This window comes from Pedobacter terrae, from assembly GCF_900100705.1.
Classification (GTDB): domain Bacteria; phylum Bacteroidota; class Bacteroidia; order Sphingobacteriales; family Sphingobacteriaceae; genus Pedobacter; species Pedobacter terrae.
The window spans coordinates 53,686-67,254 of record NZ_FNCH01000014.1 but is presented as its reverse complement, the minus strand read 5'-3'; the positions used below and the strand labels follow the sequence as shown (position 1 = coordinate 67,254).

The following is a 13,569-nucleotide window of genomic DNA, read 5'->3' as shown; positions in this document are numbered from 1 at the left end:
TAAATGCATAAAATATATTTATCTGCTGTTGTGTTATTTGCCTTAAATATTGCAAATGCAAAAGCCAACACAGCAAGAGACTCTATCGGTGTAGAAAATAATAATGGTAAAAAACTCATCGTTCACCAAACTGTAGCAAAAGACACTTACTATTCTATTGGGAGAAGATACAACGTGTCTCCGAAGGATATTATGGCTTTTAACAACAATAAATATCTACAGGTCGGGGTAATCATCAAAGTCCCTACAAATGTTCCTTTTGCAGCTACCGGATCATCGAATACGGAAACAACTTCTGCAACAGCCAATGTGATCGAGCATACCATTAAGCCAAAAGAAAACTTAAATATGCTTGCCGAAAAATATGGCACCACCATAAATGAAATTAAGGCATTAAATCAGTTGAAAGGCAATAATTTAAGCATCGGGCAGGTGTTAAAAATACCAGCAAAAAACGGAACACAAAATGTAACAGCAGAGCCACCTGTTACGCCACCTGCAAAAAACAATACAGAATCAACTGTAAAAAATACTCCATCATCAGATCAAACCATGATCGAACATACCGTTGCGGCAAAAGAATTTTTAGGAAAAATTGCAGAAAAATATGGTACTACAGTTGAAGAGGTAAAAAAAGCCAATAATCTTTCAGGTAATAACCTTCGGATCGGTCAAAAACTTAAAATCCCTGCAACAAAAAATATTGATGAAAATAAGGTAGATGCTGTTGCCGATGAAAAACCGGTACAGGAAAGCAAATCTACAGATGCTGCAGGCACACATACCGTTTTAAGAAACGAAACGATCTTCACCATCGCTAAGCAATATGGCATTACGGCTTACCAGATCAGGACAATGAATAATCTTCCTGATAATGCCATTGCCATAGGGCAGGTTTTGAAGGTGCCGGGAGGAGGTATTGTTACTGATGTTCAGGTTCCAAAAGAGAAGCAGGCAGAAACAAAAGCAAAAGAAACACCTGTTGCAAATGAAGAGAATTTTATCCATACGGTAGCCAATGGCGAGAACATCTTTTCAATCGCTAAAAAATACAATCTAACGGCATATCAGATCAGGACGGCCAATAAACTGGATGATAATAACATTAAAGTTGGCCAGAAACTGATTATTCCTAAACCACCACAACCTAAATCGGTTAATGATTTATCTAAAGAAGAACAGGAAAATGAGCCAGACAGTACCATGGTTAAAGACCCTAAACTTCGCCGTGATCCGAGCGTATATGGCTTAAGCCAGATCGAAGAAAAAGGAACTGCAGTTTGGATAGCGGACCAGGACCTGGACGGAACTAAAATGTTGGTTTTACACCGCACAGCGCCAGTTGGCAGGGTAATTAAGATTACCAACCCGATGACCAACCGCACTACCTTTGCAAAAGTTGTTGGTAAATTTACAGAGAACGAATCTACAAAAGATGTTATCATTGTAATGACTAAAGCTGTAGCCGATTCTTTGGGTGCTTTAGACAAACGTTTTTTCTGTAATTTAACTTATAGTGCTCAATGAGTGTAAACAAAAATCCATTTATAATTGGCATTGCCGGTGGCAGCGGATCGGGTAAAACATTTTTCTTAAACTGCTTTCTGCATCATTTTAAACAAGATGAGGTAACACTGGTATCACAGGATGATTATTACATCCCTGCCGGCGACATGACGCAGGAAGAAAATAAGTTATACAACTTCGATCTTCCTTCAACCATTGATAGTGAACAGTTTTTGAGAGATATTAAGCAATTAATGAGCGGCGAAGTGGTTTATAAAAAGGAATATAATTTCAATAACCCTTTGGCTGTAGTTAAAATACTAGAAATTAAATCGGCGCCTATTATTATTGTTGAGGGGCTTTTTATCCTCCATTTTAAAGAAATCGCGGCTTTACTGGATCATACTATTTTTGTGGATGCGGATGAACAGATTGCTTTAGACCGCCGTATTAAACGAGATGGTTTAGAACGGGGTTACCCTGAAGAAGATGTATTATACAAATGGCATAATCATGTGGTGCCCGCTTATAAAGAATACCTGCTACCCTATCGCGACCAATGCAACAAGGTAGTCATGAACAATACCAATGAACCTGATGAAATTATCGCCATTACAGAAGATATTTCAAATGATTTAAGAAATAGCATTTTAGTAGATATACAGTAACACGAGAGAAGTCAAGTTTTAAAAACTTGACTTCTCTTTTTTATGATAAACTGTCAGGCTGAGCGGAGTCGAAGCCCCTAATCGCCGTGGTCTGTGTGTCTCGCAAACCACTAATTAATCTAATCTCATTTCAGGAATTTCACCCTCCACAATTAATCTTCCAGCGGTAGATTGTTGTATAAATTCGATACTCACACCCGGAGCCCGTTCTAAAAGTTTAAAACCACCTTCAGTTAAAATATCCAAAACGGCCAGTTCAGTTACAATTTTTTTAATGCATTTAACACCAGTTAGGGGAAGTGTACATTTTGGCAACAATTTACTTTCTCCGGCTTTATTGATGTGCTGCATGGCTACAACGATATTTTTAGCTGATGCTACTAAATCCATTGCCCCTCCCATTCCTTTCACCATTTTACCCGGAATTTTCCAGTTGGCAATATCTCCATTTTCTGACACCTCCATCGCACCCAGAATGGTTAAATCTACTTTTTGAGCACGGATCATCCCAAAACTCATCGCCGAATCAAAAATAGATGAGCCAGGCAAAGTAGTAATGGTTTGTTTCCCTGCATTAATTAAATCGGCATCTTCTTCCCCTTCAAAAGGAAACGGCCCCATGCCTAACAAACCATTTTCCGACTGTAACACGACATTAATTCCTTTCGGAATATAGTTGGCCACTAATGTAGGTATGCCAATGCCCAGGTTAACATAGTATCCGTCTTTTATTTCTTTAGCGATGCGTTGTGCGATCTCTTCTTTTGAAAACATAAATCTTAAATGATGATTGAGTGAATAATTGAATGATTGAATGTTCTAATCCGCTATTCGACTTCGGACTGCCAACTTCAGACTTCAGACTTCCTCACGGTTCGTTGTTCAATTCTCTTCTCATAATCTTTACCCTGAAAAATACGGTGGACATAAATACCGGGTGTATGAATATAATCCGGCTCTAATTCGCCAGCTTCTACCAATTCCTCCACCTCAGCGATCGTAATTTTGCCGGCCATAGCCATTACCGGATTAAAATTCCGGCTCGTTGATCTAAAGATTAAATTTCCTGCGGTATCACCTTTCCAGGCTTTTACAATTGCGAAATCGGCATCAAATGCATATTCCATTAAATAATCCTTACCATCAAAATTACGTACTTCTTTACCTTCTGCCACTTCAGTTCCTACACCTGCGGGCGTAAAAATTGCAGGCATACCGTATCCGGCCGCAAGACAGCGGGTAGCTAAAGTACCTTGTGGGATAAGATCTACCTCAAGTTCACCGCTCAGCAATTGTCGCTCAAATTCAGCATTTTCACCTACATAAGAAGAAATCATTTTTTTTACTTGTCGTTGTTTCAGCATTAGGCCAATACCAAAATCATCAACACCTGCGTTATTAGAAATACAGGTCAGATTTTTCACCCGCTTAGTTACCAGGGCATTTATGCAATTCTCAGGAATACCACAAAGTCCGAAACCACCAAGCATAATGGTTGCACCATCTGATATATCTTTGATGGCCTCTTCAGCACCAGATACCACTTTATTTATCATTTTATGAATTTTTGGTTAGTCCGCTAAATTACAAATTGCCCACAAAATTGCAGCATATAAATTTTTTAAATCTATCAGGAATATTAATTGATTGGAATTAATCTAAATAACTACTACCTTTGTGCTGCAATGATTAACGAGAGAGAAGAAAACACATTTGTATTGCCCACTGATTCTGAATTTCAGAAAGGTATGGGTTTTATTTTCAGTTGTACGGCAGAGCACAAAAAATGTTGCGAGAAATTTAAAAAAGGCAAACGCTGTAAAAAGTGTCCCGGACAAAAAAAATAATCGCCTATTTTGCTATTTCTACAATCTTATCATCGCTTCCATTACTGGTGCAGATGTAAATTTTTCCTTCAGGCGATTGACAGACAGCTCTCACCCTACCATAGGTATTTACATAAAAATCTTTTGTGCCAACAATTTTAGTCTGTGCATCATCTAATTTCAATTGCATTAATTTTGTACCTTTTAATACGGCCAACAATAAAGAGTTTTTAAACTGCGGAATATAATTGTTGTTATAGTAAGTTAAGCCACTTGGTGCAATAGTTGGCGTCCAGTTGATTAGCGGTTCAGCTACATTGTTCAAATTGCAAAAAGATTGCTCTCCACTTTCATTGCAAAAACCTTTAATATTTGGCCAGCCATAGTTTCTTTCTTTTTCTATGATATTAATCTCATCATCAGAATCAGGTCCATGTTCTGAGGAGAAAATTTTATTACCAACCTGGGTCAATCCTTGTGGATTCCGATGCCCTAGAGACCAAACTGGATTATTTGGATAAGGATTATCGGAAGGGATAGAGCCGTCTAAATTGATTCTTAAAATTTTACCAGCCAAAGAATTAACATTTTGAGGAAGGTTAGTATCAGAAGCATCACCTGTACTGATGTATAATTTACCACCGCTAATTAACAAGCGCGAACCATTATGAATAGAGGCTGCAGGAATCTGATCCAATAAAACCAACGGGCTGGTTAAATTTCCTCCAGCGTAAGTATAACGTACCACTTTAGCTTTATAAGTACTTCCATAACCATATACCACATAAACATAAGGATTGCTGGTAAAATCGGGATGTAGCGCCATTCCGAGCAAGCCACCTTCTCCGTTTGTACGTACCTCTGTTATGGTTAGCAAGGCTGTTACCTGACCTGTAGCAGGATTTAACCGACTGATTTTACCAGCCTTTTCCGTAAACCAGATAAAATTATCCGGACCATAGACCATTTCCCAGGGAAGGCTTAGTCCTGATACAATTACTTTCGATTTTAATTCTACATCTGGCAAGTTACCTGGATCTTCATTACCATTGTTGTTTTTTTTGCATGTTGTGGTAAACAGCACCACAAAAAGGCATAGTAAGATTTTTTTCATAGCCGTAACATTTTAAAAATAACATACTTACGGTTATAAAAGTTTTATTATGTTATTGGACGGGCGTCATTTCGAGCGAAGCACAGCGCAGCCGAGGTCGAAATGACGATTACACCTCGCCCATCTCAAATCTCCTGTCTCAAATCTAACTCATCAATTCAGGTAAACATACGTAATCCCATCTCCACCCCTATCAGCATGTTCATCTTCCATCCTGTTTACCTGACTATACTTGCGTAGATATTCCCTGATCATTTTCCTTAAAATCCCATCACCTTTACCATGTATCAGTTTAATGGATGGAAAACCGAGCATAATGGCTTTGTCTAAATATTTCTCCACTTCGAAAAGGGCATCTTCTGTGCGTTTCCCCCTGAGGTCGAGTTCAGCCCTGAAGCCAGAAACAGCATCATTCATCCGCCCAGCGAAAGAATTGGCACTGCTCTGAATTACTTTTTTAGCTTCGCGGTTACTCACTTTTTGTACACGGCTCTTTTTAACCGTCGATCGTAAATCGCCAATAGCCAAAATCAGTTCATTGCGGTTAATTTCTAAAACCTGACCAATGGTTTCACTATCGTTAAATTTCACTAAATCACCAATTTCAATTTCACCGCCAACCACTATCGGCACCGGCTTAGGGCGCTCTTTAGGTAAGGTATTTTTAACGAGTTCCTTTTGTAAATTCTGGCGCAATTCTTTGGTTATTTCTTTATCAGCTTGTTTTTCCTTAATCTCGGCTATCGTATTTTCAACCAGTTTATTGGCATTTTTTATAATGTTCTGCGCCTCTTGTTTAGCCTCTCTAATCAATACCTTTCTATTCTCTTCTAAAAAGCTTTTTAACTTTTCATTTTCTGCTACCAGGTTTTTAGCTTTATTCTGCTGATTGGCCAAACTTACTTTGGCATCGTAAACATTTTTCTTTTCGCGCTCCAGATCAACAAGCATCGTATCTACCCGATTTTGGTTTGAACCTGTTTTTTCTCTCGCAAGCTGAATAACCTCCTTAGGCAAACCAATATTCTGTGCAATTTCAAATGCATAAGAACTACCCGGTTTACCCATCTCTAAAACATACAGTGGTTTCATTTTGGCATTATCAAAAAGCATAGATGCATTTTCCAAACCAGGTGTATTACCCGCAAATAGTTTTAAATTAGAATAGTGCGTGGTGATTACACCTCGAACCTTTTTATTGTTTAACACTTCTAAAACTGCTTCAGCCATGGGTCCCCCAAACTGCGGATCGGTACCCGTACCAAATTCATCAATTAGGACCATCGTTTTTGGTGAAGCATGTTCTACAAAATAGCGCATCTTCTTCAAATGTGCACTATAAGTACTTAAATCACTTTCTATCGATTGATCATCGCCAATGTCGGCAAAAATGTTTTCAAAAATTCCTACCTCACTATTGGCATCAACAGGAATTAGCAGACCGGTTTGTAGCATAATCTGCAAAAGACCAACTGTTTTCATACAAACTGATTTACCGCCCGCATTCGGGCCCGATACCAGCACTACGCGGGTTTCGGCATCTATATGAATATTTAAGGGGGTAACTGTTTTCTTCTCTGCAGCAAAAGAGATTGATAATAAAGGATGTCTTGCATTAATCAGCTTAGTTTTAGGTTCTTTTAACAAACCTGGCATTTCAGCTTCAATATCCATAGCAAATAATGCTTTGGCACGCACAAAATCCAGCTTGGTCAGGAAACCATGGTAAGAAAGCAATAATGGAGAATACGGTCGCAGATCATCCGTTAAGGAAATTAAAATTTTAATAATTTCACGGCGTTTATCAAATTCTAAATCGCGTAACTTATTATTTAAAGTAAAAACTTCTTCAGGCTCAATATAAACGGTTTGCCCGGTTGCCGATTCATCATGTACAAAGCCTTTTAGTTTGCGTTTATTTTCTGCCAAAACCGGGATACACATCCTCCCATCACGGATGGTTAAACTCCCATCGGCAACCCAATTATTGGCTATGGCTTGCTTGTAGATAGAATCCATGCGCTTACGCACATCTTGCTCTGCTTTCGAAATAGCAGAGGTAATCTCCTGTAGTTCTTTTGATGCATTCGGTTTAATTTTTCCTTTGGCATCAATTACAGTTTCTATCTTACGTAAGATGTTTTTTTCAATCGGCAGGTGCTCAAATAAAGCCTCGAGTGTTGGGTACACTTCTGCACGTTCTTCAAAAAAACGAAGCACAGAAAAAACGGTTTGCAAGGAAGTATATACCTGAAACCACTCCTCTTCTAAAATGTAAGTACCTTCTACCCTGATTTTTTCAACCAGTGATTTAATGTCAAAAAAGGTATTGATCTGTAAGGGTTCCTGATTTTGCAGGATGCTTTTAAATTCGTTTGTTTGACGTAAAAATTTATCAATTTGATCAAAACGGTTCATCACCTGCATCTTTTCCACCATTGACTGGCCCATAGAGCTCAAACAATGTTTGCTGATCAGTTGCCTGATTTCTACAAAACCTAAACGTTCTAAACAATTATCTGGGTATAACATATTATTGTACTGCAACTGGTGTGGGCGATGTGCTCGCTGCTCCAGCCTTTTTTATATTTATAAGTGAATCGGCCTGTTTTTTCTTTTTAGCAATTGCCGCTACAGCTTTAACCTTTGATAAGGAATCTGGTTTCATTTTTTTTCTAATGGCAAGAGAATCGGCCTTAAACTTCTTTGCTATCACCAGTGAATCAGCCTTAAACTGTTTTTTCTTAATTATTAAATCGGCTAACTCCGTACCTTTTTTTTGTTTAGCCAGCATTTTCTGTATGTTTTTATAAACGGCTTCCAGCGCTACAGGATTGGTATTATACCAAAGCAAACTTTTATTGTACTGGGCAGAATCTGTCCCAAACTTTTTATATATACCCTTATAATAAGCTGCAGCCACTTTCTTTGCCGAGTCTGCTACATAAATGCTGGAAAGGTATCCGTCTACAATATGCATATCGTATAAGATCTTTTCCATTTTATCAGGTTTAATAATGTCATCAGGTACGCCAGGCTTACAGCCCAACCATAATATAGCTGTCATTAAAACCCATATTAATCTCTTCATGCTTAATTTAAATATTATTTTTTGCCCAAATTGCGGCAAGGTTATTAATTTTACCAAAAATAGTTATAAATGAGCATAGCTGATAATCTTAAAAAATATAAAAGCGAAGTTGAATCAGACGGAGTGAAACTGATTGCGGTTTCAAAAACACAACCGATAGAATCAATTTTAGAAGCATACAACGCCGGACAACGTATTTTTGGGGAAAACCATGTACAGGAAATGGTTGATAAGGAGGCGCAGCTGCCAAAAGATATCGAATGGCATTTAATTGGCCATTTACAAAGCAACAAGGTAAAGTATATTGCCGCTTTTGTTAAACTTATCCATGGTGTAGACAGCCTGAAATTGCTGCAGGAAATAAACAAACAGGCCGCTAAAAACAAACGCGTAATCGACTGTTTGTTACAGGTTTATATTGCTGATGAAGATACTAAATTCGGACTTGGTTTTGATGAAGTAATCGAACTGCTACGGGCTGAAGAATTAGCCGAATTGAAAAACATCCGTATTGTAGGTTTAATGGGAATTGCAACCAATACCAAGAACGAAAAACAGATTACGACGGAGTTTAATGAATTAAAAGTATTTTTTGAGGGCGTTAAAGTGAGCTTTTTCCGAAAAGATGATGCTTTTAAAGAAATATCAACGGGAATGAGTGCTGATTATAAAATTGCAATTGAAAAAGGAAGTACGATGGTAAGAATTGGTAGCAGTATTTTTGGGAAAAGGGTAATCAAACATTTTAAAAACGATATTTCGGCTAACTAATATGGATTTCAATATCAGATTTGCAACGGCAGAAGATTGTCCGAGATTATTGGAACTAATTAATGAACTAGCCATTTATGAACGGGCTCCTGAAGAAGTTACCGTTACTTTAGATCATTTTGTGGAGGCTGGTTTTGGCAAAAACCCCGTATGGAAAGCATACGTGGCAGAAGTAAATAGTACCATTGTGGGCTTCGCATTATACTATACGCGTTACTCTACATGGAAAGGTTGCAGGTTATACCTCGAAGATTTTATTGTAACAGAAGAATTTAGGGGAAAAGGCTTAGGTAAAGTATTGTTCGAAAAAGTAATAGAAGAAGCTAAAAACGGTAATTATACGGGCATGGTTTGGCAAGTATTAGATTGGAACGAGCCAGCCATCAATTTCTACAATAAATATAAAGCACATTTAGAAAGTGGCTGGTTAAATGCAGCGCTATCGTCAGAACAGATCAAGGCATTTTAATATGGATATTTTTAAATTTGGAGGTGCCTCGGTAAAAGATGCGGCAGGAGTAAAAAATCTGGCCAATATTGTACGCGATTATAAAAAAGGGAATCTATTGATCGTTATTTCTGCAATGGGCAAAATTACCAATAGACTGGAAGACCTAACCCACGCTTTCCTCTCGCAAAATGATGAAGCACATGCCATTTTTGAAGAAATTAAACATTTCCATTTCGGCATTATAGATGAACTCTTTCAAGGGAATCACCATTCTGTTTATGATGATGTGGCCAACACATTTGTCGAAATCGATTGGTTGATTGAAGATGAACCAGACCAATATCATGACTATATTTATGATCAGATTGTTTCTATTGGTGAGATCGTTTCAACTAAAATTGTGGCGGCCTGGTTAAATGAAACGGGCAACAAAACCCTTTGGGCCGATGCACGCAACTATATCCAGACCGATAATACGTATAAAGAAGGTAAAGTAGATTGGGCTAAGACCAACCAGATTATACAAAAAGATTTAGTCCCGCTTTTAACAGATAACATCATTGTAACACAAGGATTTATTGGCGGAACAAGTGAAAATTATACCACAACATTGGGTCGCGAAGGCTCTGATTATTCGGCAGCGATATTTGCGTCCTGTTTAGATGCCGCGGCCTTAACCATTTGGAAGGATGTTCCAGGGGTATTAAATGCAGATCCTAAATGGTTTGATGAAACAGCCTTGATTGCTCAGCTTTCTTATCATGACGCCATTGAACTTACTTATTACGGTGCAACGGTAATACACCCCAAAACCATAAAACCACTCCAAAACAAGGGTATTCCACTTTTTGTAAGATCATTTATCCAACCAGAAGGATCTGGAACAGCAATTACCAAAGATAATAACCCATTGCCTATCCCTTCTTTTATTTTTAAGGTTAACCAGGCGCTGATTTCTATTTTCCCAAAAGATTATTCTTTTATTATTGAAGAAAACCTGAGCAATATCTTTGAACTTTTTCATAGACATAAAATAAAAATCAATACCATGCTTAACTCGGCAATCAGTTTTTCGGTAAGTATTGATGATCATCCCGTGCAGATTGAAAAACTGATTAAAGACCTATCAGACGAGTTTACAGTAAAATACAATAAGGGCTTAGAATTGGTCACTATCCGTTATTACAATCAGCAAACCATTGATCGGGTAACAGTTGATAAAGATATTTTATTAGAAGTGAAGAGCCGGCACACCTGCCAGATGGTGATGAAGAATAAAACCGTATAGGTTCGTCATTTCGACAGCAGTGGAGAAATCTATTTGAATACATTTCTCCACTTCGTTGCACTTCAGTTGAAATGACGAACTCTTTGGAAATAACATAACTAACAATGAACAATAAACTTTTGGCTAAAGCTGTACAAGATTACATTAATGCAAACTTAAATGCGGATGTGAATCAGATTGCTTTAGCAAAAAGTCCGTTCGAAGGCATTAGCCCTGCGGAGCTAGCTACACAAATTGCTGCGAAAAAAAAATCGGAGAAGAAATTACCAACCTGGTTTCATGCAGAAAACATTTATTACCCCCCAGTATTATCCATCGAACAAACATCTTCTGAAATTACCGCAAAATATAAATCAAAACTGGCTAAAGGTCATACTTTAATAGATGTTACAGGCGGCTTCGGAATTGACAGTTATTACTTTTCGCAAAAGGTAAAAAAAGTTACACATTGCGAAATTAATGACGAACTGTCTGCAATAGCCCAACATAATGCCCAGGCCTTACATGCTACCAATATCGAATTTAAAGCAGAAGATGGCATTGCTTACATCCAGAAAGGTGATACCACCTATGATACCATTTATGTAGATCCTGCACGAAGAGCCGAAAAGGGCAAAGTTTTTATGCTCATAGATTGCACACCCGATGTTGCAGGTAATCTGGACATATTACTGGAAAAATCATCACGCACAATCATCAAAACGGCCCCATTACTGGATATCTCTGCCGGATTATCAGAATTGACGCAGGTAAGCGAAATTCATATTGTAAGTATAAAAAACGAGTGCAAAGAACTTTTATGGGTAATAGATAAAGGTTACAAAAACGACACTAAAATTAAGGCCGTAACTTTAAATAATGAGACTGAAAAAGATTTTTCTTTTTACAGATCATCATCAAATGCATCAGTGCATTTTACCAATCATTTGACCATTGGCGAGTACCTGTACGAGCCTGATGCTGCATTATTAAAATCAGGTGCTTTTAATTTAATTGGTACAACTTACGGTCTCTTAAAATTACATCCTCAAACGCAGTTATTTAGTGCTGATGGCATAAAAACAGATTTTCCTGGCCGTATTTTTAAAATTGAGTCTATACTGAATACTGGTGAACTGAAAAAAGAGGTTAATTTAAAAGGCAATGTGATTGTTCGTAATTACCCTGCAAAACCAGAAGATCTAGTAAAAAAATATAAAATCAAAGCCGATCAGACTCAGTTTTTGATTTTTACAAAGACTGCCAATGGAGAGAACGTGATTTTGAAAGCGTCGATTATACAGTATTATTAACTGTCATTCTGAACATATGGAAGAATCTTTAGCCCATCAATATTTTTTTGAAAGCAGGTACGGAAGCTTTAGGATCACACAGCCTCGCTTCTGCCGATGAAATATCGGCATCTAAGATCGCCCGCCTGCAACAGGCAGTGGTTTATCTGGCTTAATAGTACAACTAATGTTTGTAAGATAAACAGACAGCGTCATCCTGATTTGAGTATTATTTTATCCTTTAGCAGATTTCAATCGGGATTAAGCAACTGGGACTATCGGGACCTAAGTACCAAAAATGCTGCTTTTCAAAAAAATATGTCAGTTTCATCACATCATATTTCCAGACTTTCAGCTTGATTCGCAGTAAAGAATCTTGTAACAAGACCTTGAAACAAGTTAAGGGTGACGATATCATTAATGCAAAAAGCCCCGCTCTCGAAAGACTTTTTGCATGCTGGAGATATTATAATTATTGCTTAAACTTTTTTAACGTTTACAGCTTGTAAACCTTTTTTGCCATCAGCTACTTCAAATTCTACTTTGTCGTTTTCTTTCAAACTCTCAATTCCACCCAAAACATCTTTGAAATGTACAAATATGTCTTTATTGTCTTCTTGCACGATAAATCCAAAGCCTTTTTGTGTATTAAACCATTTAACTTTTCCGGTTGCCATAAAAAAATAAAAATTGTATAAATAAATAAACCCTTTACGCTTTGATCAGCATTTAATTTAAACAATTGTGTATTAATTTAGATAAAAACAACCCGTTTAAGCATTAATATTGAAACAAAACTATCAAATATAATAATTTAAGCATTTAACGCAAGTGATTTTGATCTGTTCAACAAGAATGTTGCGTTACTAAAAACCGAATTATTTATTTGGCTGAGGTGTGGTACGTAAATAGGGTTTAATCACCTGATGTCCTTTCGGAAACTTAGCAGGAATATCTTCAGTTTTAATACTGTTTACCACAATTACGTCTTCCCCATCTTGCCAATCGGCCGGCGTGGCTACGCTATAATTAGCAGTAAGCTGTAAAGAATCAATCACACGCAATACTTCATTAAAATTCCGTCCTGTGGATGCCGGGTAAGTAATCATTAATTTCACCTTTTTATCGGGACTGATGACGAACAATGACCTTACCGTTAAGGTTTCTGAAGCATTCGGGTGGATCATATCATAAAGATTAGCTACTGTTTTATCCGGATCGGCAATAATCGGAAATTCGACAGATGTATTTTGAGTTTCGTTGATATCATTTATCCATCCTTTATGCGAATCGGCAGAATCAACACTCAAGGCTAAAACTTTAACATTTCTTTTCTCAAACTCGTCTTTCAATGCGGCAGTTCTCCCCAGTTCAGTAGTACAAACTGGTGTATAATCGGCTGGGTGAGAAAAAAGCACACCCCAGCTATCACCTAAATAATCGTAAAAATCTATTTCGCCAATGGATGTATCGGCCTTGAAATTCGGTGCGGTATCGCCTAATCTTATACTCATGATATTATTAATTTAATTTTGACTATAACAAATCTAAACAATACTATAGTAAATACATAGATTTTATAT

The 13,569-nt window shown here is 37.5% G+C and carries 13 protein-coding genes; 6 read left to right on the top strand and 7 right to left on the bottom strand.

The window, feature by feature from the left end:
* The first annotated feature begins 3 nt into the window (after positions 1-3).
* Positions 4-1,527 carry a muramidase family protein gene (locus tag BLR60_RS17010; protein ID WP_090501990.1) on the top strand — a complete coding sequence of 508 codons (1,524 nt, stop codon included), beginning with the start codon at positions 4-6 and terminating at the stop codon, positions 1,525-1,527.
* On the top strand, positions 1,524-2,174 hold the full coding sequence (locus BLR60_RS17005; RefSeq protein WP_090501988.1) for a uridine kinase family protein: 651 nt from the start codon (positions 1,524-1,526) through the stop codon (positions 2,172-2,174). The genes BLR60_RS17010 and BLR60_RS17005 overlap by 4 nt, the downstream gene beginning before the upstream one ends.
* 114 nt (positions 2,175-2,288) lie before the next feature.
* Here the strand turns inward: BLR60_RS17005 and BLR60_RS17000 are convergent, their stop codons facing one another.
* The 5 genes from BLR60_RS17000 to BLR60_RS16980 form a co-directional block, all read right to left on the bottom strand.
* A complete protein-coding gene (locus BLR60_RS17000) occupies positions 2,289-2,948 on the bottom strand; it encodes a CoA transferase subunit B (protein WP_090501986.1) in 660 nt (219 codons plus the stop codon).
* A 77-nt stretch (positions 2,949-3,025) separates the two neighbouring features.
* On the bottom strand, positions 3,026-3,730 hold the full coding sequence (locus BLR60_RS16995; RefSeq protein WP_090501984.1) for a CoA transferase subunit A: 705 nt from the start codon (positions 3,728-3,730) through the stop codon (positions 3,026-3,028).
* Positions 3,731-4,025: 295 nt separating this feature from the next.
* Positions 4,026-5,114 carry a PQQ-dependent sugar dehydrogenase gene (locus tag BLR60_RS16990; protein WP_090501983.1) on the bottom strand — a complete coding sequence of 363 codons (1,089 nt, stop codon included), beginning with the start codon at positions 5,112-5,114 and terminating at the stop codon, positions 4,026-4,028.
* Positions 5,115-5,267: 153 nt separating this feature from the next.
* Positions 5,268-7,646: an endonuclease MutS2 gene (locus BLR60_RS16985; RefSeq protein WP_090501981.1), complete on the bottom strand. Its 2,379-nt coding sequence runs from the start codon at positions 7,644-7,646 to the stop codon at positions 5,268-5,270.
* 1 nt (position 7,647) lies between these two features.
* On the bottom strand, positions 7,648-8,181 hold the full coding sequence (locus BLR60_RS16980) for a DUF4296 domain-containing protein (RefSeq protein ID WP_167354770.1): 534 nt from the start codon (positions 8,179-8,181) through the stop codon (positions 7,648-7,650).
* 93 nt (positions 8,182-8,274) lie between these two features.
* On the opposite strand from BLR60_RS16980, the gene BLR60_RS16975 reads away from it, so the two are divergent.
* The 4 genes from BLR60_RS16975 (at position 8,275) to BLR60_RS16960 (ending at position 12,007) form a co-directional block, all read left to right on the top strand.
* Entirely contained in the window at positions 8,275-8,976 is a 702-nt protein-coding gene (locus BLR60_RS16975) for a YggS family pyridoxal phosphate-dependent enzyme (RefSeq protein ID WP_090501977.1), read from the top strand.
* A gap of 1 nt (position 8,977) precedes the next feature.
* Positions 8,978-9,445 carry a GNAT family N-acetyltransferase gene (locus tag BLR60_RS16970; protein WP_090501975.1) on the top strand — a complete coding sequence of 156 codons (468 nt, stop codon included), beginning with the start codon at positions 8,978-8,980 and terminating at the stop codon, positions 9,443-9,445.
* Position 9,446: 1 nt separating this feature from the next.
* On the top strand, positions 9,447-10,715 hold the full coding sequence (locus BLR60_RS16965) for an aspartate kinase (protein WP_090501973.1): 1,269 nt from the start codon (positions 9,447-9,449) through the stop codon (positions 10,713-10,715).
* Positions 10,716-10,819: 104 nt separating this feature from the next.
* A complete protein-coding gene (locus tag BLR60_RS16960; RefSeq protein WP_090501971.1) occupies positions 10,820-12,007 on the top strand; it encodes a class I SAM-dependent methyltransferase in 1,188 nt (395 codons plus the stop codon).
* Positions 12,008-12,465: 458 nt separating this feature from the next.
* Here the strand turns inward: BLR60_RS16960 and BLR60_RS16955 are convergent, their stop codons facing one another.
* Together BLR60_RS16955 and BLR60_RS16950 are read right to left on the bottom strand one after the other, a co-directional pair.
* A complete protein-coding gene (locus BLR60_RS16955; protein WP_090501969.1) occupies positions 12,466-12,663 on the bottom strand; it encodes a cold-shock protein in 198 nt (65 codons plus the stop codon).
* Positions 12,664-12,864: 201 nt separating this feature from the next.
* Positions 12,865-13,500 carry a peroxiredoxin gene (locus tag BLR60_RS16950; protein ID WP_090501965.1) on the bottom strand — a complete coding sequence of 212 codons (636 nt, stop codon included), beginning with the start codon at positions 13,498-13,500 and terminating at the stop codon, positions 12,865-12,867.
* Positions 13,501-13,569 lie beyond the last annotated feature (69 nt).

Excerpts from the sequence above, each read along its gene's own strand:
- BLR60_RS17010 (WP_090501990.1), top strand. The coding sequence starts at position 4 with ATGCATAAAATATATTTATCTGCTGTTGTGTTATTTGCCTTAAATATT.
- BLR60_RS17005 (WP_090501988.1), top strand. The coding sequence starts at position 1,524 with ATGAGTGTAAACAAAAATCCATTTATAATTGGCATTGCCGGTGGCAGC.
- BLR60_RS17000 (WP_090501986.1), bottom strand. The coding sequence starts at position 2,948 with ATGTTTTCAAAAGAAGAGATCGCACAACGCATCGCTAAAGAAATAAAA.
- BLR60_RS16995 (WP_090501984.1), bottom strand. The coding sequence starts at position 3,730 with ATGATAAATAAAGTGGTATCTGGTGCTGAAGAGGCCATCAAAGATATA.
- BLR60_RS16990 (WP_090501983.1), bottom strand. The coding sequence starts at position 5,114 with ATGAAAAAAATCTTACTATGCCTTTTTGTGGTGCTGTTTACCACAACA.
- BLR60_RS16985 (WP_090501981.1), bottom strand. The coding sequence starts at position 7,646 with ATGTTATACCCAGATAATTGTTTAGAACGTTTAGGTTTTGTAGAAATC.
- BLR60_RS16980 (WP_167354770.1), bottom strand. The coding sequence starts at position 8,181 with ATGACAGCTATATTATGGTTGGGCTGTAAGCCTGGCGTACCTGATGAC.
- BLR60_RS16975 (WP_090501977.1), top strand. The coding sequence starts at position 8,275 with ATGAGCATAGCTGATAATCTTAAAAAATATAAAAGCGAAGTTGAATCA.
- BLR60_RS16970 (WP_090501975.1), top strand. The coding sequence starts at position 8,978 with ATGGATTTCAATATCAGATTTGCAACGGCAGAAGATTGTCCGAGATTA.
- BLR60_RS16965 (WP_090501973.1), top strand. The coding sequence starts at position 9,447 with ATGGATATTTTTAAATTTGGAGGTGCCTCGGTAAAAGATGCGGCAGGA.
- BLR60_RS16960 (WP_090501971.1), top strand. The coding sequence starts at position 10,820 with ATGAACAATAAACTTTTGGCTAAAGCTGTACAAGATTACATTAATGCA.
- BLR60_RS16955 (WP_090501969.1), bottom strand. The coding sequence starts at position 12,663 with ATGGCAACCGGAAAAGTTAAATGGTTTAATACACAAAAAGGCTTTGGA.
- BLR60_RS16950 (WP_090501965.1), bottom strand. The coding sequence starts at position 13,500 with ATGAGTATAAGATTAGGCGATACCGCACCGAATTTCAAGGCCGATACA.